The organism is Umezawaea tangerina, assembly GCF_003002815.1.
Lineage (GTDB): Bacteria > Actinomycetota > Actinomycetes > Mycobacteriales > Pseudonocardiaceae > Umezawaea > Umezawaea tangerina.
On sequence record NZ_PVTF01000009.1, the window covers coordinates 121,436 to 142,735 of the forward strand.

The following is a 21,300-nucleotide window of genomic DNA, read 5'->3' on the forward strand; positions in this document are numbered from 1 at the left end:
CGGGAGTCAGCCGGTCAGCGCGGCCAGCCAGTTCGGGTCGTTGAGGTCGACCACCTTGCCGCCGGAGGCCACGGTCGGCGTGCCGAAGTAGGACTGGCCGCCCTGCGTCTGCTGCAACGCCGGGTCGGAGCCCGCCTTCTGGTAGGCGGCCTTCACCGTCGCGTCGAACGCGCCGTTGCGGACGTCCTGCTCGTAGGTGCCGCCGACCTGCAGTTCCTTGCCGAGGGCGACGATCTGGTCGGCGGTGTAGCCCGGCCCGCCCTCGCGGGGCTGCGCGCCGAACAGGCTGTCGTGGAAGTCGGCGAACTTCGCCGGGTTGTTCTTCGCCACGGACAGCGCCGCGTTGGCCGACAGCAGCGAGTACCCCGGCGGGGTCGACTTCGCGTCGAGCAGGTTCACCACGTGGTAGCGCACCTTCAGCGTGCCCGCGGTCAGCGCCGCCTCGATCTTCTTGCCGTAGGTGGCCTCGAACTGGCCGCACACCGGGCAGAGGAAGTCCTCGTAGACGTCGATCGTCGCCTTCGCTCCGTCCTTGCCCACCACGACCGTGCCGCTCTGCTCCTCCAACGCCACCGGCACGGCGGACGCGCCCGACGTGACGACGGGGATGTTGCCGTTCTCGGCGGTGGTGTCGCGGTTCTTGCCCGCGATGACCACCGCGCCGACCACGACGACGGCCAGCACCAGCACGACCACCACACCCGCGATGATCGCGACCCGGTTCCCCCCGGTGTTCCTGGCCTGCGCCACGGCCTTGCTGCCGCGCTTGCGCGCGGCGTTCTTGTTGCTCATCCGCTGGTCCCGCTCTCCCTGTCTCGTCTTCCCCCACCGGTCGGTCCGACGGCGCCCGGAGTTCCCACGGGCACCCCGCGCCTTCCGGAACCGCGCGAACAGGTGGACCAGGACCGTCCGGCCGCACTGCCCCGCAGGCCGCCGTCATGCCCAACGGACAGGACACGGACGGGGTTCCACCCGAACGGGTGTCACGAGGACCCGCACCAGGTCCTGGCGCCGCACACTCGGCGCGACCGGTCCTAGGCGAGCCCGCTGACCTCGATCGTCCGCCACACGACCGGGTCGTCCGCGACCAGCCCGTACCGGTGCTCGTAGACCGCCTCGACGACCGCGCGCAGGTCCGCGTCGACGATCGGCGCGGTCGGGCCGCCGCCGAGGTCGACCGCCATCAGCAGCATCGGCTGGACGACCTCGCCCTGCGGCGGCACGAACTCCCGCACGGGCAGCAGTCGCGCCCCTTGCCGCAGGTAGAAGCCGATCCGCCGCTTCCGGACCGACACCTCGTCCGGGTCCACACTGCGTTCGGCGGGGTCCTCCACGTCGTAGACCATCCGCGTGTGCCCGGCCTCGCCCATGGCCCGCGTGACGTGCTGCCACAGCAGCGTGCCGACGCCCTGCCCGCGCGACCCGGCGACGAAGTAGCGCAGGAACACCCACCCGGTGTCGGCCAGCGGCCGGAGCACCGCGACGGCGATCGGCTCGCCGTCGACCAGCACCGCGGTGTGGTCGCGCAGCAGGTTGTCGAACGACGACCGCAGGTGCGGCGGGAACCCGGCCTCGTAGATCGCCCGCGCCCGTTCCAGCACCTCCGGGGCCAGCTCCCCCGCGTCGACCAGCTTCACCGGAACTCCCCACCGATCATCGTGCGCAGCACCTCGACGTCCTTGATCCGACCGGGGTCCACCGTGGTCGGGTTGGCCGACAGCACCACCAGGTCGGCCAGCTTGCCGGGCGTGATCGTGCCCTTCAGGTGCTCCTGGTGCGACGCGTGGGCCGACCCGAGCGTGTAAGCGCGCAGCGCCTCCCGCCCGGTGACCGCCTCGTCCGGGTTGAACGACGCGCCCGACGACGTCAGCTGGTTCACCATGTCGTGCATCCCGAGCAGCGGCGCGCCCCGCACGACCGGCCGGTCCGAGCTGCCGGGCACCACCAGCCCGGCGTCGAGCAGCGTCCGGTGCCGGTAGGCCCACTTCACCCGTTCCGGCCCGAGCGCGGTGACCATGCCGTCGCCGATCTCGTTCACGAACCGGCCCTGCGGCACCGGCACCACCCCCAGCTCGGCGGCCCGGCGCACCTGGTCGGGACGGGCGACGCCGAAGTGCTCGATCCGGTGCCGCGGCGAAGGCCTCGGGTGGTCGCGCGCCGCGGTCTCGTAGGCGTCGAGCACGAGGTCGATGGCCGCGTCGCCGATGGCGTGCGTGGCCACCCGCCAGCCGGACCGGTGCGCGGCGATGATCGTCTCCGTCAGGTCCGCCGCCTCGCCCTGGAGGTACCCGCGCTCACCGGGCGTGTCGGCGAAGTCCTGGCACATCGCGGACGTGTGCCCGATCAGCGACCCGTCGGAGAACACCTTGACCGGCCCGATCCGCAGCCAGTCGTCCCCGAAGCCGGTGCGGATGCCCAGGTCGAGCCCCAGCGACAACCCGTCGTCGGGGTGCGCGGACAGCTCGCGCAGCGCGTCCACGGCCACCATCAGCTCGACGCGGACGTGCAGCAGGCCGCGGTCGCGGGCGGCCTGGTACGCGGCGACCTCGACCGGTGACTTCCCGATCCACCCTCCGCCGATCCCGGCCTCGACGCAGCTCGTGATCCCCTCGGCCAGGTACTGCCGTCCGGCGCGGTCGATCGCGTCGACCAGGGTGTCGACGGAGTAGGGCAGCACCAGCGAGTTGACCAGCTGCTGCGCCTGCTCCTGGAGCATGCCGGTCGCCGTGTCGACCACCCCGCCGACCACCTCGACCGGCCCGGAGGCGATCCCCAGCTCCTCCAGCACGGGCGTGTTGACCACGCACATGTGCCCGGAGGTGTGCTTGAGCCACACCTTGCGCCCCGGCGCCACCCGGTCCAGCTCGGCGCGGGTCGGGTGGCCGCCGATCTTGTTCTGGTCGTACCCGGCGCCCACCAGCCACTCGCCGGGCGCGACGGTGGCGGCCTTCTCCTGCACCGCCCGGTACAGCGCGTCCAGGTCCGACACCCGCAGGTCCACTTCGGACAGCGTCAGCCCGAACCAGGCCATGTGGTTGTGCGCGTCGTGGAAACCGGGGACCACGGTCGCGCCGTCGAGGTCGACGACCTCCTTGGCGGGCACGTCCTCCAGCGCCACGACCCGGTCGCCGAGGATCGCGACAGACCGGACGTCGGGCCCGTCCAGGGTCACCACGTCGGCGTTGGTCAGCAGCAGGTCGGCCTCGATCACGACTGGTTCTCCCGGAAGGTCTCGCGGTACCAGTCGCTCCACGGCGACGGCCTGCCCGTGACGGGATCGGTCTTCACGATCACCCGGTACCCCTTCGCATAGGTGACCTCGTCGCCGCAGCGGAACCCGTACACGGCGCTGGTCGTGCCGATCCTGTCGAACGTCAGCTCGACCCGCAGCGGGCCGGGCGCGGTCACCGCGGCCAGGAACTCCACGTGCAGCTCCCGGACCACGTAGTGCAGGTCCGGGTCGCGGTCGCCGAACCGCGCCCACCCCTTGCCCAACGACTCGAACAGCGCCGACTGGGCGCGTTCGACGTGCACCGCGAACCGCGAGTTGTGCAGCGTGCCGTTGAGGTCCAACTCGTCGAAGAACACCGGGCTGTCCCAGGAGAAGGTCACGGGGCGCTCCGGTCCAGCAGCTGCTTCGCGACCCGTTCGGACGGGGTGCGCGGCAGGTCGTCGCGGAACTCCCAGTAGCGCGGCACCTTGAACGACGCCAGCCGCTCGGCGCAGTAGGCGGCCAGGTCCTCGGCGCTCACCGCCCCCACGACGAACGCCTTGACCTCCTCGCCGCGGATCTCGTCCGGCACCCCGACCACCGCGGCCAGCGTCACCGCGGGGTGGCTGAGCAGCACCTCCTCCACCTCGTAGGCGGCGATGTTCTCGCCGCTGCGCCGGATCATGTCCTTGATCCGGCCGAGGTGGTAGACGCGGCCGTGCTCGTCGATCCGGGCCAGGTCGCCGGTCGGGAACCAGCCGTCCCGCAGCACGCTGGGCAGCCCCAGGTAGCCGTCCATCATCCCCGGACCGCGCAGCTGCAGCTCGCCGTCCACGACCCGCGCCTCGCGGTGCGCGGCGGGCCGTCCGAGGCAGCCGGTGCCGACCAGCTCGTCGTGGTCCTGGGCACCGACCCGGATGTCCGCGCCCGTCTCGGTCATGCCGAACGCCTCGTACCAGCCGACGCCCCAGCGTTCCTCCAGGGCGGCGTGCGACGAGGGCGGGATCGCCGAGCACTGCACGGCGCGCACCTTGTGCTCGCGGTCCAGCGGGGACTCCGGCATGCGCAGCAGCAACGTCGGCATCGCGCCGAGGCAGTAGAAGTAGGTGACCCCGTGCTCGCGCACCCTGTCCCAGAAGGACGACGGGTGGAAGCCGTCCAGCACCACGAGCTCGGCCCCGGCGAGCAGCGCGGCGACCACGTTCCACTGCGGGTCGATGTAGTGGAACGGCTGCGCCGTCAGCATCACGTCGTCGGCAGACAGGTTCGGGAACTCCTCGACCAGGCTGCCGCCCAGGGTCGTCCAGTAGGTGTGCGACAGCACGCAGCCCTTGGGGGCGCCGGTCGTGCCGGACGTGTACTGGATGTTCACCGCCGCGCCGGGGTCGACGTCCTGCTGCTCGAACCCGTCCTCCGGCGCGAGGTCCTCGACCAGGAACACCGGCACCGCCGACAGCTCGGCCACCAGCGGCCGGAACTCCGCGGTCGTCACCACGGCCGCCGCCGACGAGTCGCGGAGCAGGTGCTCGGCGTCGACCGACCGGTACTTCACGTTGACCGGGACCATCGCCGCGCCCAGGCGCGCCAGCGCCAGCCAGAACAGCGGGAACTCGGGCTGGTTGCGCAGCAGCACCGCGACTCGGTCCCCCGCGCCGATGCCGCGCGACCGCAGCGCCTGCGAGTACCCGGCGGTCAGCCGGTCCACGTCGCCGAACGTCAGGCGGACACCGGGGTCGAACGTCCACGCCACCCGGTCCGCCCACAGCTCCCCGGCCCGGCGGACGGCGGCGACGAGGTCAGTCACGTCCGAACTCCTCACGCGGCGCGTCCCCTTCCCCGGACAGGCTGGTCAGCAGGGCGTGGTCGACCTCGGTGGCCAACGCCTCCTCCAGGGTCGCGTCGAGGCCGAGGTCCAGCACCCGCTTGGCCAGGCTCACCGCCACCTTCGGGCGGGCGTTCACCCTCGTGGCCAGGTCGAGGGCGACCTTCTCGTGCTCGCCCGCGGGCGCCACCCGGCTGATCAGGCCGATCGCCAGCGCCTCCGCAGCGGGCACCCGTTCGCCGAGCAGCAGCAACTCCTTGGCCTTCGCCAACCCGACCAGGTGCGGCAGCAGCCGGGAGATCCCGCCGGTCACGCTGAGCCCCACGCTGACCTCGGGGAACCCGAACTGCGCCCCCTCGTCGGCCACGACCAGGTCGCACGCCAGCGCGAACTCGCACCCGGCGCCGAGCGCGTACCCGTGGACCGCCGCCACGACCACGCCGGGGAACCGGCGGATCAGCCGCGTGACGTCCTGGATCCGTTCCAGCCGGGCACGGGTCTCCAGCACCGTCTCGACGGGTTCGGGCTCCTTCAGGTCGTGGCCCGCGCAGAACGCCCGACCGCGCCCCGCCAGCACGACGACGCCCGCGCCGTCCTCGCCCGCACGGGTCAGCGCCACGACGAGCCCGTCGGTGAGCGCGGGCACCACGGCGTTGAGCCGTTCCGACCGGTTGAGGTGGATCAGCGCCACCCCGTCGCGGCACTCGTACTCGACAACCACGCGCGCTCCTCGTAGCCGGTTCCCGATCGATCGATCGATCGGGCATGATGGCGACCGTAGGTCGGGTCAGCCGAAGTGGTCAAGAGGTGCGTGATGAGTCCGACCGGGTCGAGGGTCCGCGACGCCGCGATCGAGCTGTTCGCCGAACGGGGCTTCCACGGCACCGGCATCCGCGACCTGGCCGAACGCGCGGGCCTGTCCTCCGCGACGCTCTACCACTACATGGGCACCAAGGAGGACCTGCTCGTCTCGATCATGACCACGAGCCTGGGGCGCCTGCTCACGGCGGGCGAGCGCCTCACCGCCGACGGCGACCCGCTGGCCAGGATCACCGCCCTGGTCGAGCTGCACGTCCTCACCCACGCCGTCCGCAGGCTGGAGACCAGGGTCGTCGACGACGAGATGCGCTCCCTGTCCCCCGACCACCGCGCGACCGTCGTGGCACTGCGCGACCGCTACGAGCACCTCTGGCAGGACGCCATCGACACCGGCTGCGCGACCGGCGCCTTCCACGTCCGCGCCCCGCGGGTGGCCCGGCTCGCCCTGCTGGAGATGTGCGGCGGCATCGCCCGCTGGTACACCCCGGACGGCCCCATCCCGTTGGAGCAGCTGGCACTGCGCTACGCCGAGATGGCACTGGGCGTGCTCGGCGCCGCGGGCCCACCCCCGGAGCTCGCCGTCGACTCGGTCCGCCGCACCATGGCCCTCGTCGACGAGATCTGGCTCCCCGACTAGGGCGTGCATCCAAGTCTCGTTCGACGGGAGTCGCACCTGAGGCCCGGCTACCGCGAACACGGAATTCGATGCACGCCCTAGCCGAGGAACCCGCGGATGCGGGCCGCCACCTCGTCCACGTGGCTCTCCAGCAGGAAGTGACCACCGTCGAGCAGGTGCACCTCGGCGTTCGGCAGGTCCCGCAGGAACGCCCGAGCCCCGTCGGGCCCGAAGATCTCGTCGTTCGCACCCCACACCGCGAGCAGCGGCACCTGGCTCGTGCGGAAGTACTCGTGGAACTTCGGGTACAGCTCCACATTGGTCCGGTAGTCGAGGAACAACCGCATCTGCACCTCGTCGTTGCCCGGCCGCGACACCAGCGCGTGGTCGTGCGCCCACGTGTCCGGGCTGACCAGGCTGACGTCCGGCACGCCGTGCGTGTACTGCCAACGGATCGCCTCCAGGCTCAGCGCCGCCCGCACCGGCGCGGCGGTCTCCGGGTTCGGATCGGCCCAGTACGCCCGGACCGGCGCCCAGAACTCGGGCACGAGCCCTTCGGCGTAGGCGTTGCCGTTCTGGGTGATGATCGCCGTCACCCGCTCCGGCCCGCGCACCGCGAGCCGCCACCCGACCGGCGCGCCGTAGTCCTGCACGTACAACGCGGCCCGCTCCACACCCAACTGCTCCAGCAGCCCGTCGGTGAGGTCGGCCAACGCGTCGAAGCCGTACTCGAACTCCTCCACCGACGGCGCGTCGGAGTGGCCGAAGCCCAGCATGTCCGGCGCGATCACGTGGTAGCGGTCGCCCAGCAGCGGGATCAGGTCGCGGAACATGTACGAGCTCGTCGGGAAGCCGTGCAGCAGCACAACCGTCGGCGCGTCCTGGTCCCCCGCCTCCCGGTAGAAGAGCGAGTGCCCGTCGACGATCGCCGTGCGGTAGTGGATCGACGTCATGTCTAACCCCTTCAAGCGGTCAATACGGTTAGGTGATGCCCACATCGGAGCACACCACTTCCTAACCTGTCAAACGCTCCAGTATGGTTAGATGAGGTCGTGGACGACCTGGACACCCTTCTCGCGCTGCTCAACAGCAGCCCGATCGTCGACGGCACGCCGACCGACACCCTCGCCGACGACGTGGCCGCCGGCCGCTGGGCGAAAGCCCACGGCGGCACCGGATCCCACCCGGAGGTCGACCACCTCCGCCAGGTCCGCGACCACCTCCAGGACCTCGTGCGCGGCTCCACCGACACCTCGGCACTGGCCACCGCGATCCACGGCGTCCACCAGATCCCCGAACTGACCCCCACGGGCGTCACCTGGACCCTCGTGAACGCCGACCTCCCCGCCCGCATCACCCTCGAATGGGCCCGACTGCAGCAAACCCACCCCGGCCGCCTGCGCCCCTGCGGCAACGACGAGTGCCGCCTCTTCCTCTTCGACCGCAGCCGCGCCAACCAGGCCCGCTGGTGCTCCATGGCCACCTGCGGCAACCGCCTCAAGGCCCGCCGACACCACAACCGCACCAAGTCCGGCGACCCGACCTCTTAGCTCTCCACGAAACCTCCAATCCCCCAAAAAGCACCCAGACCCACTCCCGGTACACCGGCGTACGCCAACCCGACCCCCACCCACCCCCGGATGCGAAACAATGGATCAAGAGATCCACACGCCCAGGGGGACACCATGACACCGCAGGAAATCTACGAACGCCACGTCATCGCAGGCATGACCTCCAACGCCGACGCACAGGCGAACCTCTACGCCGAGGACGGCGTCTACGAGGCACCCCTGGAACCCGAGGACAGCACCACCCCACACCGACTCGAAGGCCACGACGCCCTCCGCGCCGGCTTCGCCGCGATGCACCGGCTGGTCAAGGACGACCAGCGCAAGATCGACGTCGCCAACTCCCGCTCCGTCCTCCACACCACTGCCAACCCCGACGTCTTCATCGTCGAACTCGACGCCGCCTTCGAAAACGCCGCCCCCGTCTCCCTGGTCCAGATCTACCGCGTCCGCGACGGCAAGATCACCCTCCTACGCGACTACTTCGCCCCCTCCACCCTCAACTAACCCCTCAGGCGAGCCAACGGCCCGCCCCCTCCCGCCACCAGGCGACACCTCCAGCTACTTGATGTCGACGTGGGCCAAGTCGCCGGGAGCGGGAGTTCACAACGACGGATCGGCCTGCTAGCTGCCTAGCCCACGTGGGCGGCCGCGCCATGCGGTGACAGGTCGGGCGGAGTCTGCCGAGCTTGGTCAAGGGTGCATCAGCGTGGGGCGTGAAGGCCTCCGTTTGGCCGGTGCAGACGTCGCAATCCATACCGACCCCAGAGGCCCTCACCTATTCCAAGATCATTAGATCCCGTGTCGCCCGGTTCCCACCCTCTGTGGTCAGTACACCCAGGTCAGGCACCGACACCCCACCGAGCCCCAGGCGCCTGGGGCCCAGCGCGGGTTGCCGACACCCTCACCGAGCACGAGCAGACCACCGGTACCCACGGGCCTGACACCACCCGCAGCGTCCTCTTCGGACCAACGCCGTCACCCCAGCGGCACCGACACCCACGAGTGACCACCAACCATGGCCGGGACCGGTACCACCGCCCACATCAGCCGGTGGACAGGCACTCGCCGCCTCCCCACCGCCGTCCCACCGTCATCCCGGCACCACCCGGTCGGCAGGCCCCCGACAGACCTGCCGACCCGAGGCCTACTTCGAGAAGACGTTCTTGATCTTGTCGATACCGTCGCCCACGGCGTCCTTCACGTCCTCCACGACGTTCTTCAGGCCCGCCGACGCCTGGTCGGCCTGACCTTCGGCCTTCAGGTCCTCGTTGCCCGTGGCGTCGCCCGCGGTCTCCTTGGCCTTGCCGCCGAGCTCCTCGGCCTTGTTGCTGATCTTGTCACCCAACGACATCGCGCTTCTCCTCCGCCTGGCGGCACCCGGTCGAGTGCCTTCTCGCAAGGAGGACACGGCCGGCACCGCATTCGTCACGCCCACGATCGGGTCTCCATCGGGTGACGACGATCACCAACACCGATGCTGGTGGAGGCCGTGACGTTTCCGCTCCCGGCCGTGTCCTACCGGAAGCCGTTGGAAGGGGGACTCGCCGATGCCGTGCGCAGTCGGGGGTCGTGAATGACGTCGCACACCGAGGTCGGATCCGAAGCGCTGGACGACGTGACTCTGGTCGCCCGTGCGAGGGAGGGCGACGTGCACGCTTACGAGCAACTGGTGCTCCGGTACCAGGGGCCGATGTACAGGTTCGCGGTGCGCATGCTCGCGAGCAGGACGGATGCCGAGGACGTGGTGCAGGAGGTGTTCCTGACCGCGTGGCGCAGGCTTGGCCAACTGCAGGAGGACGTGGCGTTCATGTCGTGGCTCTACCGCACGACGACGAACCGCTGCCTCAACGTGATCCGGTCGCGGCGGCCACTGGCCGAGGTGGAGCCGGAGGAGCACGAGGCGACCGGTGTCCTCCCTGAGCGGTCGGTCGAGATCGGCGAGCAGATGGCGGCGCTGGCCGCCGCGTTGCAGAAGCTGACCCCCGAGCAGCGGGCGTGCTGGTTGCTGCGCGAGGTGCACGGCAGGTCCTACGACGAGATCGCGAAGTCCGTCGGGGCCAACGTGACGGCGGTGCGCGGCCGGATCGCGCGCGCAAGAGTGCAACTCGCGGAGGTGATGGCGCCATGGCGATGAACGAGACCGATCAGGGCTACCTGCTGCCCTGCGGTCGTGATGTCGAGGCGGTGTGGGACCGGCTCGACGAGATCGACGCGCATGAGCTGGAGTGTCCGCACTGCCTCGGCGCGCGTGAGAGCCTGCGGGCGTTGCGGGCGGTCACCGAGGAGATGTCGCGCGACACCTCCGAGCCGTCGCGCGCGCTGTTCGGGCGGATCATGTCCGCGGTGCGGGCCGAGGTGCGGCGCGGCGACATGCTGCCCCTCGGCGTCGGCGACCTGGGGCCGGTGAGCGCGAGCGAACGTGCCATCGCGGCCGTGCTGCGGTACGCGGCGGACAGCGTCGCCGGGGTGCGCGCCAGGCACTGCCAGGTCTGGGCCTCGGTCGACGTGGTCAACGTCGAGCTGAAGATCGCGGTGAGCGTCGAGGTCGTCGCCCCCGATGTGGTGAGCATGGTGCGCGAACGGGTGACCACGGCCGCCACCGCGCGGGTCGGCATGCGGGTGAACCGCTTGGACGTCACCGTCGAAGACCTGTACGACCTCTGAGGGACTGGACGGGATGACTGCAGAGCACGTGATCACCAAGCCCGTCGTGGCGGCCGTCGCCGCGCACGCCGCCCGTGGCGTCGCGGGCGTGTCACGACTGGAGGCGGGCCTCGCGGGGCTGGTCGGGTCGGTGGCGCGCACCGCGCGGCAGCGGATCAAGGGCCTCGACCCGGCGCCGACCGAGGGCGTGCGGGTGCGCATGGACGTGGGGGTGCGGCTGGAGGTCGACATCGTGACGACGGCCGACGACCAGGCCGCCGCGGTCGGTCGGGCCGTCCAGCGCGCGGTCGCCCGTGCGGTCACGAACGCGACCGGGCTGGCCGTCGTCGAGGTGGCGGTGTCGATCCTGGACATCGAGCTGTCATGAGCTCCCAGGAGATCGTGGAGAAGCTGCTCGCGGCACTGCGCGAGGTACCCGGCCTGCGGGCGGCCACGCCCGTGATCGCGCCGACGTCGCCGTGGGTGCCCTGGGACTGGGACGCCCTCGCCGTCGACCTCGGCGCCCAGGTCGTGGAGGTCAGGGTGGTCGCGACCGCGCTGCCCCTGCCCCCGCTGCTGGACAAGGCGACCGTGATGCTCAGCGAGGTGCTGCGGCAGCACGGGTTCGAGGCGGCCACGCTCCGGATCGTGGTGACGGACCTGGACGCGGCGGCACTCAGGGATGAGACCGGCACCACACCATCGGGCACGTGACGATTCCCGTCCCCCGGTGTCCTTACAACACAACAACTTCGACCGAAGGAGCGCGACGATGAGCAACCCGGCCGCAACCACGACCACCACCCCGAAGACGACCGTGGCGACCACGTCCAACGGGCAGCTGGTGACCGAGCACGGTTCCACCACGATCGCGGACACCGTCGTGCAGAAGATCGCGGGGCTCGCGGCTCGTGAGATCGGCGGCGTGCACGCGCTCGGCAGCGGGACGTCCCGCGCGTTCGGCGCGATCCGCGAGCGCATCCCCGGCGCGTCGGCCAGCGCCGGTCAGGGTGTCTCGGTGGAGGTCGGCGAGAAGCAGGCCGCGGTCGACCTGCAGCTCCTCGTGGAGTACGGCGTGCCGATCGCTGATCTGGCGCGTTCGGTGCGCCGCAACGTGATCACGTCGATCGAGCGGATGACCGGCCTGGAGGTCGTCGAGGTCAACATCACGGTCATCGACGTGCACATCCCCGGTGAGGACGGCGACAACGCGACGCCCGAGTCGTCCCGCGTCCAGTAGTCGTCACCACCAGCAAGGAGAACGGGTCTGATGACTTCCACCACACTCGGACTGCTGTCCGGCCTCGCGCTCGGCTTCGCCGCTGCTTTCGGGGGTTTCGGCGCCTTCCTCATCGTCCTCGCCTTCGGCGCGATCGGCCTGATCGCGGGCCGGGTGGCCGAGGGCAAGCTCGATCTGTCCCAGCTCACGAACCGGGACCGGGGATGACGATCGCGCTGGAGAGGGGCCGCACCGACGTAGCGGACCGCGTGGTCGAAAGGCTGGCCGCGCGGGCGGTGACGGAGGTCGCGGGTGTGGGCGGGTCCGCCCACCGGGTGCTGGGGGTCGCCGTCGGCGACCAGGAGGCGGTCCAGGTGACCGCTCGGGTCACCGGAGACCGCGCCGAGCTCGACGTGCGGCTCTCGGTGGTCTACCCCGAGTCGGTGGCGGCGACCACGAGCCGGGTGCGCGCCCATCTCGTGGCGCGCACCGAGGAGCTGACGGGACTGGTCGTGTCCAAGGTGGACATCACGGTGACCGAACTGCGCACGGCCACCGCCCGGCATCGGAGGGTCGAATGATCCGCAGGCCTCGCCGAAGCGTTCCGGCCACGCTGACGGCGGTCGTGCTGCTGGCGGTCTGCGCGGCCGTGGCGACGTGGACCGTGCAGCAGCTCATCGGCCGCACACCGTTCGTGGCGCTGCCGAACCCGCACTGGAACGACCTGGGGGTTGCCATCGCCGGGGGTGGCCTGGCCGTTCTGGGGCTGGTCCTGCTGCTGGCGGCGATCCTGCCCGGCAAACCGATGGTCGTGCCGCTGACCGAGGACGAGTCGGACGCGGGTGCGTCCACCCGGAGTCTGCGCAGCACGCTGCAGGCGGCAGCCGACTCCGTAGACGGTGTCACCGCGACGAAGCTGAAGGTGCGGCGCGGCAAGGTAATCGCCAGGGTGCGCACCAACCGCATCAGCACGGACGGTCTGGACGAGGCGGTGCGGGCAGCGCTCGAGCGACGCCTGGGCCAGATCCCGCTCACCGCGCCTCCGTCGCCCCGGATCAGGACCAGGAGCGCACGATGAACCGCCCGGCCCGTCTCAACCGCACCCTGCTGGCCCTTCTGGGGCTCGTCGCACTCGCCGCGGGCGGCTTCGCGTTGGCCACCTACTTCGACGTGCTGCGGCTGGTCCCCTCAACCGACCCGCTGCTCCCCTCGACCAGCCCGACGACTCCGGTCCTCTACGCCACGGCGGCGGCCAGCGTCGTCATCGGACTGCTCTGCCTCCGCTGGTTGATCGCGCAGCTGGCCCGCTCCCCGAAAACCCAGACCTGGCAACTGGAGTCCACCACGGACCCGGGCACCACCGCCCTCCCGGCAGCGGTGGCCGTGGCACCGCTCACCGACGACATCACCACCTACGAGGGCGTCCACACAGCCAGGGCAGCGCTGGCGGGCACGCACTCCGCCCCCGCCTTGGCACTCGTGGTCACCGTCCACCACACTGCCGACGTCACCGACATCCGCTCCAACATCACCACCCACGCCCTCCCCCGCCTACGCCAAGCCTTGGACCTCACCACCCTTCCCACCACCATCGAGTTCCGCTTCAAAGCCTGACCGGACTTGCCCCGGTGCGTGACGCCGTGCTGGTGGGCGCACCACGGTGGAGTCGTCCGACACCGCCGTAGTGTGCTGCCCAGAGTGGTGCAGGACACGGCTGGCAGGTGTCGGGTACTGCGAGTGCGGTGTGGCCGCAGTGATGATTGGGCGAATTCGAAAGATCGTCGCGACACCGCTGGTCAACGTGCTGACGTGATGACTGTGGCGAGGCCTGGGCTGGCGTTGCCTAACGACGTCGTGCATGGTTGGGCGGGCAGCCTGAGATGATCTTGGCGTGGGTCGTACTGCTGTGTTGTCCAACCGTCGAGTGACAGGCTTGTCGAGCGTGGTGATCTCGACTTGGTGGCCGAGATCGGGCCGCTGTGGCAGGCCCAGCAGGAAGCTCGGCTCGTCTCCCGACCCCGCTCCCGCGCGCCGGGTGCGGGGGCCAAGTACAGGTTGGTGTTCGTGGACCGCCTGCTGGCGACGGTGGTGCACCTGCGGCACGGCACCAAGCATGACGTCCTGGCGGCGTGGTTCGGGGTCGATCGCTCCACGATCACCCGCGCCGTCAACGAGATCCGCCCGCTGCCGGCCGAACGCGGATGCCGGGTCGAGGACGGCCGGCGATTGCGGCCCCTCGCCGAGGTGGTCGAGCACCTCGGCCGCAGCGGGACCGACAGCATTGTCGACGCGACCGAGGTCAGAGTGCGTCGCCCCGCAGCGGGCACTGCCGGTCGCGATCGGTTCGTGTCGGGCAACAGCAGGCAGAACGCCGTCAAGACCATGATCGTCACCGACGAGGTCGGCCGGATGCTGTTCTGCGGCGCCACCACACCCGGCTCGACCGCGGACATCACCCAAGCCCGCCAGTCCGAACTGGTCACCCTCCTCAAGAACACCACTGGTCTGCGGGTCCTGGCCGATGCCGGCTACCAGGTGCTCGGAGCCCGAACAGGCGGGCAGGTGATCGCCCTGCCCTACCGGAAGTTTCGTAAGAACCCGTCATCCTGGTACGAGGAGATCCATACGCGCCAACGCAAGGCCCATTCCTTACGACGTATCCGCGTCGAGCATGGCATCGCCCATGTGAAGAACTGGCGATCACTGACCCGTCATCTCGGTCGTCGTGAGACCTTCGCCGACACGGTCCGGGCAGTGGCCGGTCTGCTGTCGGACCATCAGTACCACGACCGCGTTGAGGCCGCCCGGACGACGGTGCGGTAGCCACCGCGACAACTCGTGCACCGACGACGCCCAACTGCCAGCCATGCACGAGGTCGTTAGCCCAGGCCTTTGCGAGTGCGGTGTGGCGTAACAGGCGGTTGACGTTCTCGTTGGACCCGCGTTGCCAGGGGCTGCCCGGTTGCAGAAGCAGACCGGATCTTGGCGGCGCTGGTGAACTCGTGGTGACGGCCCGTCTCACCGCCCTGGTCCAGGGTGAAGATTCGCAGGCGGTATGGCCAGCGAGCAGGTGGAGCAGGACGGTGAAGCGCGTGGTGCGTTCGGTAAACGTGCCGATGGCCGACGCCGATCGTCGTTCATCTCAGAGCGACAGGAATGGTGTGCGTGTGGGTGACCCGTAGCACCGCCCGTTCGTTCGGTCATCAGGTAGCGATCCACTGACCCACTGCACAACGGGGGTCTTCGCGGTCGGTTGCGGGTGGTCGGTGGCAGGCTTAGCGTCGCGCGGTATGAAGATCCTTGTGGTGGGGGCCGGTGCGACCGGTGGGTATTTCGGGGCGCGGCTGGTGCAGGGTGGGCGGGATGTGACGTTCCTGGTTCGGCCGGGGCGGGCTGGGGTGTTGAGGAAGCGCGGGTTGCGGATTGTCGAGCCCGGCGGTGGGTCGGTGGTGGAGCCGAATCTGGTGGAGGCCGGTGGGCTCGACGGGACCTACGACCTGGTTCTCCTGTCGGTGAAGGCGACCGGGCTGGACGCGGCCATCGAGGATTTCGCGCCCGCTGTCGGGCCGGGCACGGTGATCCTGCCGGTGCTGAACGGAATGCGGCACATCGAGGTGCTCGCCGAGCGGTTCGGTGACGAGGCGGTGCTCGGTGGGGCGGCGCGGGTCGTGACGACGGTGAACGACGAGGGCGACATCGTGCGGGTTGGGGGGCCGCACCTGCTGACCTACGGGGCGCGGAGCACGTCGGTGCCCGACCAGGTGGCCGAGGTGGAGAAGGCGTTCACCGGTGTCGGGTTCGACGCCGTGCTGTCCGACGACATCGTCGAGGACATGTGGACGAAGTGGGCGTTCATCACGTCCGTCGGCGCGGTGACCTGCCTGATGCGCGGCTCGGTCGGCGAGGTGGTGGCGGTGCCGGGCGGAGCGGCGTTCGCGGGGGCGGTGGTCGACGAGGTGGCGGCGATCGTGGCCGCGGCCGGGCATCCGGTCTCGGAGACCGCGGTGGAGTCCACGCGGTCGACCGTGACGACGCCCGGTTCGCCGCTGACGTCGTCGCTGTACCGGGACCTGGTCGCCGACCAGAGCGTCGAGGTCGAGGCCCTGTTCGGGGACCTGCTCGAGGTGGCGGAACGGGTGGGCGCCCCGGCTCCCCTGCTCGGCCTGACGACCGGTCTGCTGCGGGTGCACCAGGCGCGCGTGACCGGTCGCGGGTAATCGACGGGTAATCGAACGCGTTCGACACCTGTTCGACGGCCGCGCGTCAGCTATTCGACAATAGGGGTCGAATAGCGAATTCGCGGCTCGTGAATGGGTGTTGACGTTTCCGCGACGCGTATTCTACGTTTCGATTCGTCCACTGCCGGAAACGCTGCTCGCCCCACCGAGGTGATCGCATGCTGGAAACCGTGGAACCCTCGCTGGGACAACAGGACTTGACGATGCTCGCCTTTCTCGCCGACGGAATGGTGGTCGAGGCCGTCGGCAGGCGGATGGAGCTGTCGGACCGGACGGTGCGCAGGCGGATGCGGGCCGTGTGCGACCAGCTCGGCGTGCGCACCCCGGTCCAGGCCATCGTGTGGGCCGCGCGGCGGGGCCTGATCTGACGGCCCCACCGCGGCGGGCAGGTGGACCGGTCCGCGCTAGACACGGCGGCGCCACTGCTGGTTGGTGGCCCCACCGCAGGTCCAGAGCACGACGGGCGTGTTGTCGGCGGTGCCCGCGCCTTGGACGTCCAGGCACAGACCCGACTGCGTGCCGGTGATCGACCCGTTCGAGCCGATCGTCCACTTCTGGTTCGCTCCGCCGTTGCAGTCGTAGATGTCGACGACGGTCCCCGCCGCGGTGCCCTGCTGGTAGGCCTCCAGGCACTTCCCGCCGTACACCCGCAGCTCACCGGCCGCGGTGGGCGTCCACATCTGGTTGGAACCGCCGTTGCAGCCGTAGATCTTCACGGCGGTCCCGTTCGTGGTCGAGGCACCGGGCACGTCCAGGCACTTCCCCGATCCCACACCGACCAGCGCCGTCGCGGGAGCGGTGGGCGCGGTGCCGCCGTTCTGCCTGAGCACGTACGTGGTGGTGCTCAACGCGGGCAACGTGAGCGAGGCCGTGCCGCCGGAGACCGGTGGCACGGCGATCGACGCGAGGTTCTCGGTGGCGCTGGTCCGGTAGGCGGAGACCGCCGAGACGTTCTCCAACGCCGTGAACCGCACGTCGGTCCGCTGCTCGGAGGTGGTGAGGTTGTTGACCACCAGCGTCCACTGGCCCGCGTTCGACGTGGCCATGACCTGCACACCGCTGGGCGTCCCGGTCACCGGGTACCGGACCGACCCCGGCCGGACGAACCGGCTGTACTGGCCGAGCGCGTAGAAGCGCTTGGTGGGGTACAGGTTCTGGTTGCCGTTCGAGGCGAAGTCCGGGTCGTAGTAGATCAGCCCGTCGTTGTACCCGCTGGTGTTGGTCCGGGTCGCGCAGTCCGGCGAGCTGCCGGGGCTGCACCCCATGACCTTGGACAGCGCCGTCCACCAGTGGAACGCCGAGTCGCCGGCGACGGTGAGGTCGCGGTGGACGATGCTCGACATGGCGAGCGCCCCGGTGATCGTGGGGTCGTAGGTGGCGCCGTAGCCGCCGTTGATCCCGGTGAAGCAGCAGATCTCACTGCCCCACGTCGGCTTGTCGAACTGCTGTCGAACACCGGCGACGCCCGCGAGCGTCGTGTCGTTCGGGAAGTCGTAGGTGTGGTGGGCCAGCGTGGTGACGTACTGGGCGGTCCCGGCCTGGTTCATCCACTGCGGCACCTCGGAGGTGAACTGCCCGACGGTGCTCGACTCGTCCGCGCTGATCCCCACGCCCAGCCCACGGGCACCGACCGCGCGGACGATGTCGTCGCGCTGGGCCGGGTCGACGAGCATGCCCTCCTGGCCGCACGGCGACCCGTCGAAGGAGTTGCGGGGCTCGTTCATCGGGCTGAGGTGGTTGATCCGCACGCCCTCGGCGCGGAAGTGCGCCACCACGTCGGCCAGGTACCCGGCGAACGCCGGCTCGGAGCCCGCCTTGAGGTGGCCGCCGCAGCTCTTGGCGTTGTCCTTCCAGACCGCCGGGGCGCTGTTGACGAACCCGACGAGGTCGGGGACGCCGTGCGAGGCCGCCTGCCGGACGAACTCCGTGCCGCCCGGATCGCGTGACCAGTCGTAGGTGCCCGGCGAGGTCAGCGGCGTCTGCGGCGCGCGGTCGCCCGCCGCCACGCCGACTCCACCGCCGCCGATGTTGTACCGGTAGGCCGACAGCCGGATGCCGTCCGCGCCGAACAGCAGGTCGGCCACCCGCTGCCGGGTCGTCGCGGAGAAGCGGGCCAGGTCGTTGACCCACCACGCCCCGGACGCGCCGATGTTGTCGATCGTCTGCGCGGGCGACGACGACACCTGCGCCACGGCCACGGCCGCCGCCGCGGGCACCGGGACGACCACCGCCAGCACCAGGGCGGCCAGGCCGCACACCCACTTCGATCGGGCCATGTCGTGTCCTCCAGGGTGAGGTGGGCTACCTGACCGGCACACCGCCGCGGACCACGCCTGCCGCCACCAGGCTCACGACGGGCGCGGTCGCCGTGCCGTCCGTGTCGATCACCGCCAACGCCAGTGTGTTCGTCCCGTGCTCCGCGAGCACTCCGCCAGGTAGGGAGTAGTCCCGCTGCGGGGACTGGTCGCCGAGGTGCTGACCGACGTTCCAGCCGTTGAGGAAGATCAGCACGCGCTGTCCCGGCCGGGCCGTCGCCGGGAAGCGCAGGACGACCGGGACGTCGTACCCCCTCGGCAGGTCGAGCCGGAACGTCGTGCGGTGCCACGTCACCCCCGGCGGCGACGGGACGTCGGCCCGCTGCCACGTGCGATCGGCGTACTCCGGCAGGTGCCAGCCCGCCCGCTCGCCGTACAGACCGCCGGTGTTCAGCGGTCCGCGCACCGGGTCGGCCAGGTCCTCACCGCCCGCGGCGCCCTGGACCCGCCACGAGATCGGCGCGCCGGACCCGGCGAGCGAAGCGCCGAACAACCCGCGCGGCTGCTTGAACCGGACGTCGTCGGCGGTCCAGTCGTCGTTGTGCCCCATGTTCTCCACGAGCACCGAGATGGTCGCGGGCTCACCCGGCTTGACCAGACCGGGCGGCAGGGCGAAGTCGCCGCGCCCCGGATCGGGGTTCACCGGTTCCGAGTCCGCCTGCACTCCCCCGTTCGCGGACCCGAGGTACCGGCCGTTGACCCACACCAGGTAGACGCCGCGTTTGCCGGTGATCGCGTTCAGCGCGAGCGAGGTCTCCGACCCGGTCGGGGTGAAGTGCCCTCGGTACCAGACGTTGCCGTGGTGGAACCCGTAGTCGTCGCTGTAGAGCACCGGCAGCGTCCTCGGCTTGATCGGGCTCCCGGTGGTCGTCCGCTCGGCCTTCGTCCACCGGGAGTCGTCGAACCCCGGCGCGGCCTCCGGCGCCTCCACGCGGTGCCGCCAGTCCGTCAACGCGGGCAGCACCACCGCGTGCGGCCCGGTGACCTTGCCCAGCAGGCTGCCGCTCGGCGTGCGCCCGACGCGGACCGGGGAACCGCCGATCGCCAGCCGCCGCGCGGAGTCGGGTGCGAACACCTCGACGTCCCCGGTCTCCGCCACGTCGGCGCGGAGCTGGACGGTGCCGCCGAGGACGCGGGCCGACCGCGCCAGTTCCGTGCCGCGCACCAGGATCGTGCCGTCGCCGGTGTCCACCCGCCAGAACTGCGCCGCGGTCTCGTCGGTGCCCAGCAGCAGGAGCAACGGGGGCCTGCCGCCTCCGGTGATCGACACCCTGGCCAGGCCGGAGTGCCGGTAGTCGAGCCGGAGGTCGCCGGAGGCGAACGACGAGCGCACCGCCCCCTCCAGCACCCGCACGGTCGGCGGCGACGAGTAGCGCAGCACCGTGGACCCGTCTTCGCCGTCGCGGCCGTGGAACACGGCCACGTCCCGGCCGCCGATCGGCGCGTGGGTGAGGATCTCCGAGCTCGACCACACCAGCCGCTGGCCGCCGAGGTCGTAGCCCGCCACCAGGATCTTCGCGTCCCGCCCGTCGACGCGGACGGGCACCTGGTACCGACCGTCCGATGTGGACCAGTCCAGCGTCGTGGTCACGTCCGCCGCGCTCGCTCGGTCGGTGTGCCCCACGAGCACGAACTGGGTGCCGGTGTCGGGGTTCGCCCTGGCCGCCGTGTGCACCGCGGGGTCTGCGGGGACGGGTGCGGCGGCAGGGTCCGTCTTCGTCAGCGGCGCGACCGTGGTGGCGAAGTAGCCCTGCCGCTTGAACTCGTCGTACTTCGTCGTGAGCCCGCGCGTCTCGGTGATCGCCGCGCCGTAGTCGTAGGAGGTGTAGACGTCGTTGGGCTGCGGCAGCCAGCCCCACGACGTGCCGCCGTAGGCCATGTAGTAGCCGAACATGGTCGCGCCGCTCGCCACGACGTTCGTCTTGTAGAACACCTTCATGTAGTCGGGTCCGGTGAGCTGCCTGCACTTCTCGTACCCGGCATCCGCCAGGTCGATGGCGCCTGCCTGGTACTCGGCGGCGTACACGGGCGCGTCGTCGCGCAGCCGCCGGGTGACGCCCGCGCCCCACGGGCCCCAGGTCGTGTCGGGGTGGGGGCAGTCGAAGGACTGCGGGTAGTCGTCCACGCCGGGGATCTGCACCGCGCCCTGCCCGGACGACCAGTTCGCCAGGTCGCCGCCGCAGCAGTTGTTGTGCGTGACGGGCACGTCGATGCCGTCCGCGCGCACCTTCTCCTGCAGCTGCTCCATGTAGAGCGGGTCCACGTTCGCGCCGTACTCGTTCTCCACGTTGTAGGCGATCACCGATCCGCCGCGGGTCACCTGGTGGCGCGCGATGATCGGGTCGAGGTGGTCCAGCCACTCGCGGTAGGCGGCGGTGTAGCCGGGGTCGCTGGACCGCGCCCGGCCGGGCACCTGCTTGAGCCAGGCGGGCAGTCCGCCGCCGGTCGTCTCGGCGTTGATGTAGGGCCCCGGCCGGGCGACCACGTACAGGCCGAGCTCCTCGGTCATCCGCAGCAGCCGGTCCACGTCGCGCACGCCGGTGAAGTCGTACACCCCCGGCTTCGGCGAGTGGTAGCCCCAGTGGAAGTACAGCGAGACGCCGTTGAACCCGGCCGCCTTGACCTTCTCCAGCACGTCGCGCCACAGGTCGGGGCTGGGCAGCCGGAAGTAGTGGAACTCCCCCGTCCACAGCAGGATCCGACGGCCGTCGACCGTGAGCGAGTGGCGGTCGTAGCCCACCTCGTGCCGCGGTCCGGCGGGCGGGGCGGCCACCACCGGGGTGGCCACCCCGCCTGCGACCAGCGCGAGCAGGAGGGCGATCAGGAGCGTGCGGGTGCGGTGCATC

25 protein-coding genes are annotated in these 21,300 nt (G+C 70.8%); 15 read left to right on the plus strand and 10 right to left on the minus strand.

Annotated elements, in window-relative coordinates; translation table 11 throughout:
- Positions 1-6: 6 nt before the first annotated feature.
- The 6 genes from CLV43_RS28685 to CLV43_RS28710 form a co-directional block, all read right to left on the minus strand.
- The gene (locus CLV43_RS28685; RefSeq protein ID WP_106190825.1) at positions 7-792 is read right to left on the minus strand and encodes a DsbA family protein; all 786 of its coding nucleotides are present in this window, start codon (positions 790-792) and stop codon (positions 7-9) included.
- 242 nt (positions 793-1,034) lie between these two features.
- On the minus strand, positions 1,035-1,637 hold the full coding sequence (locus CLV43_RS28690) for a GNAT family N-acetyltransferase (RefSeq protein WP_106190826.1): 603 nt from the start codon (positions 1,635-1,637) through the stop codon (positions 1,035-1,037).
- Positions 1,634-3,211: an amidohydrolase gene (locus tag CLV43_RS28695; protein ID WP_342749817.1), complete on the minus strand. Its 1,578-nt coding sequence runs from the start codon at positions 3,209-3,211 to the stop codon at positions 1,634-1,636. Before CLV43_RS28695 ends, CLV43_RS28690 begins: the two co-directional genes overlap by 4 nt.
- The gene (locus tag CLV43_RS28700; protein WP_170156056.1) at positions 3,208-3,612 is read right to left on the minus strand and encodes an acyl-CoA thioesterase; all 405 of its coding nucleotides are present in this window, start codon (positions 3,610-3,612) and stop codon (positions 3,208-3,210) included. Before CLV43_RS28700 ends, CLV43_RS28695 begins: the two co-directional genes overlap by 4 nt.
- The gene (locus CLV43_RS28705; RefSeq protein ID WP_106190828.1) at positions 3,609-5,015 is read right to left on the minus strand and encodes an AMP-binding protein; all 1,407 of its coding nucleotides are present in this window, start codon (positions 5,013-5,015) and stop codon (positions 3,609-3,611) included. Before CLV43_RS28705 ends, CLV43_RS28700 begins: the two co-directional genes overlap by 4 nt.
- On the minus strand, positions 5,008-5,754 hold the full coding sequence (locus CLV43_RS28710) for an enoyl-CoA hydratase/isomerase family protein (RefSeq protein ID WP_106190829.1): 747 nt from the start codon (positions 5,752-5,754) through the stop codon (positions 5,008-5,010). Before CLV43_RS28710 ends, CLV43_RS28705 begins: the two co-directional genes overlap by 8 nt.
- Positions 5,755-5,847: 93 nt before the next feature.
- On the opposite strand from CLV43_RS28710, the gene CLV43_RS28715 reads away from it, so the two are divergent.
- Positions 5,848-6,489, plus strand: coding sequence for a TetR/AcrR family transcriptional regulator (locus tag CLV43_RS28715; RefSeq protein ID WP_106190830.1), 642 nt, complete (start codon positions 5,848-5,850; stop codon positions 6,487-6,489).
- 77 nt (positions 6,490-6,566) lie between these two features.
- Here CLV43_RS28715 and CLV43_RS28720 read toward each other — a convergent pair whose 3' ends face one another.
- Positions 6,567-7,421 carry an alpha/beta fold hydrolase gene (locus tag CLV43_RS28720; protein ID WP_106190831.1) on the minus strand — a complete coding sequence of 285 codons (855 nt, stop codon included), beginning with the start codon at positions 7,419-7,421 and terminating at the stop codon, positions 6,567-6,569.
- Positions 7,422-7,520: 99 nt separating this feature from the next.
- Between CLV43_RS28720 and CLV43_RS28725 the strand changes: the two genes are divergently transcribed.
- Together CLV43_RS28725 and CLV43_RS28730 are read left to right on the plus strand one after the other, a co-directional pair.
- On the plus strand, positions 7,521-8,018 hold the full coding sequence (locus CLV43_RS28725; protein ID WP_342749818.1) for a CGNR zinc finger domain-containing protein: 498 nt from the start codon (positions 7,521-7,523) through the stop codon (positions 8,016-8,018).
- Positions 8,019-8,153: 135 nt separating this feature from the next.
- On the plus strand, positions 8,154-8,543 hold the full coding sequence (locus CLV43_RS28730) for a nuclear transport factor 2 family protein (protein WP_106190833.1): 390 nt from the start codon (positions 8,154-8,156) through the stop codon (positions 8,541-8,543).
- A 640-nt stretch (positions 8,544-9,183) separates the two neighbouring features.
- Here the strand turns inward: CLV43_RS28730 and CLV43_RS28735 are convergent.
- On the minus strand, positions 9,184-9,390 hold the full coding sequence (locus CLV43_RS28735) for a CsbD family protein (RefSeq protein ID WP_106190834.1): 207 nt from the start codon (positions 9,388-9,390) through the stop codon (positions 9,184-9,186).
- A 222-nt stretch (positions 9,391-9,612) separates the two neighbouring features.
- Between CLV43_RS28735 and CLV43_RS28740 the strand changes: the two genes are divergently transcribed.
- The 12 genes from CLV43_RS28740 (at position 9,613) to CLV43_RS28790 (ending at position 16,507) form a co-directional block, all read left to right on the plus strand.
- Complete coding sequence (locus CLV43_RS28740) at positions 9,613-10,173, plus strand: RNA polymerase sigma factor (RefSeq protein WP_106190836.1); 561 nt, start codon at positions 9,613-9,615, stop codon at positions 10,171-10,173.
- Positions 10,170-10,703 (plus strand): Asp23/Gls24 family envelope stress response protein, encoded by a 534-nt coding sequence (locus CLV43_RS28745; protein WP_342749819.1) that lies wholly within the window; start codon positions 10,170-10,172, stop codon positions 10,701-10,703. The genes CLV43_RS28740 and CLV43_RS28745 overlap by 4 nt, the downstream gene beginning before the upstream one ends.
- A gap of 13 nt (positions 10,704-10,716) precedes the next feature.
- Positions 10,717-11,070: an Asp23/Gls24 family envelope stress response protein gene (locus CLV43_RS28750; protein WP_106190839.1), complete on the plus strand. Its 354-nt coding sequence runs from the start codon at positions 10,717-10,719 to the stop codon at positions 11,068-11,070.
- On the plus strand, positions 11,067-11,396 hold the full coding sequence (locus tag CLV43_RS28755) for a hypothetical protein (RefSeq protein WP_106190841.1): 330 nt from the start codon (positions 11,067-11,069) through the stop codon (positions 11,394-11,396). Before CLV43_RS28750 ends, CLV43_RS28755 begins: the two co-directional genes overlap by 4 nt.
- A gap of 58 nt (positions 11,397-11,454) precedes the next feature.
- Positions 11,455-11,922 carry an Asp23/Gls24 family envelope stress response protein gene (locus CLV43_RS28760; RefSeq protein ID WP_106190842.1) on the plus strand — a complete coding sequence of 156 codons (468 nt, stop codon included), beginning with the start codon at positions 11,455-11,457 and terminating at the stop codon, positions 11,920-11,922.
- Positions 11,923-11,952: 30 nt separating this feature from the next.
- A complete protein-coding gene (locus CLV43_RS47970) occupies positions 11,953-12,129 on the plus strand; it encodes a hypothetical protein (protein ID WP_170156057.1) in 177 nt (58 codons plus the stop codon).
- Positions 12,126-12,482, plus strand: a complete 357-nt coding sequence (locus tag CLV43_RS28765; RefSeq protein WP_106190844.1) for an Asp23/Gls24 family envelope stress response protein — start codon at positions 12,126-12,128, stop codon at positions 12,480-12,482. Before CLV43_RS47970 ends, CLV43_RS28765 begins: the two co-directional genes overlap by 4 nt.
- Positions 12,479-12,979 (plus strand): DUF6286 domain-containing protein, encoded by a 501-nt coding sequence (locus CLV43_RS28770; RefSeq protein ID WP_106190845.1) that lies wholly within the window; start codon positions 12,479-12,481, stop codon positions 12,977-12,979. The genes CLV43_RS28765 and CLV43_RS28770 overlap by 4 nt, the downstream gene beginning before the upstream one ends.
- The gene (locus CLV43_RS28775; RefSeq protein ID WP_106190847.1) at positions 12,976-13,515 is read left to right on the plus strand and encodes an alkaline shock response membrane anchor protein AmaP; all 540 of its coding nucleotides are present in this window, start codon (positions 12,976-12,978) and stop codon (positions 13,513-13,515) included. The genes CLV43_RS28770 and CLV43_RS28775 overlap by 4 nt, the downstream gene beginning before the upstream one ends.
- A gap of 345 nt (positions 13,516-13,860) precedes the next feature.
- Positions 13,861-14,724 carry a transposase gene (locus CLV43_RS28780; RefSeq protein ID WP_245887098.1) on the plus strand — a complete coding sequence of 288 codons (864 nt, stop codon included), beginning with the start codon at positions 13,861-13,863 and terminating at the stop codon, positions 14,722-14,724.
- Positions 14,725-15,191: 467 nt separating this feature from the next.
- Positions 15,192-16,118: a ketopantoate reductase family protein gene (locus CLV43_RS28785; protein ID WP_106190849.1), complete on the plus strand. Its 927-nt coding sequence runs from the start codon at positions 15,192-15,194 to the stop codon at positions 16,116-16,118.
- A gap of 179 nt (positions 16,119-16,297) precedes the next feature.
- Positions 16,298-16,507: a LuxR C-terminal-related transcriptional regulator gene (locus CLV43_RS28790; RefSeq protein ID WP_106190850.1), complete on the plus strand. Its 210-nt coding sequence runs from the start codon at positions 16,298-16,300 to the stop codon at positions 16,505-16,507.
- A gap of 36 nt (positions 16,508-16,543) precedes the next feature.
- Here the strand turns inward: CLV43_RS28790 and CLV43_RS28795 are convergent, their stop codons facing one another.
- Together CLV43_RS28795 and CLV43_RS28800 are read right to left on the minus strand one after the other, a co-directional pair.
- Entirely contained in the window at positions 16,544-18,415 is a 1,872-nt protein-coding gene (locus CLV43_RS28795; RefSeq protein ID WP_146174950.1) for a glycoside hydrolase, read from the minus strand.
- A 25-nt stretch (positions 18,416-18,440) separates the two neighbouring features.
- Positions 18,441-21,299 (minus strand): beta-galactosidase, encoded by a 2,859-nt coding sequence (locus CLV43_RS28800; protein ID WP_106190852.1) that lies wholly within the window; start codon positions 21,297-21,299, stop codon positions 18,441-18,443.
- Position 21,300: the final 1 nt, after the last annotated feature.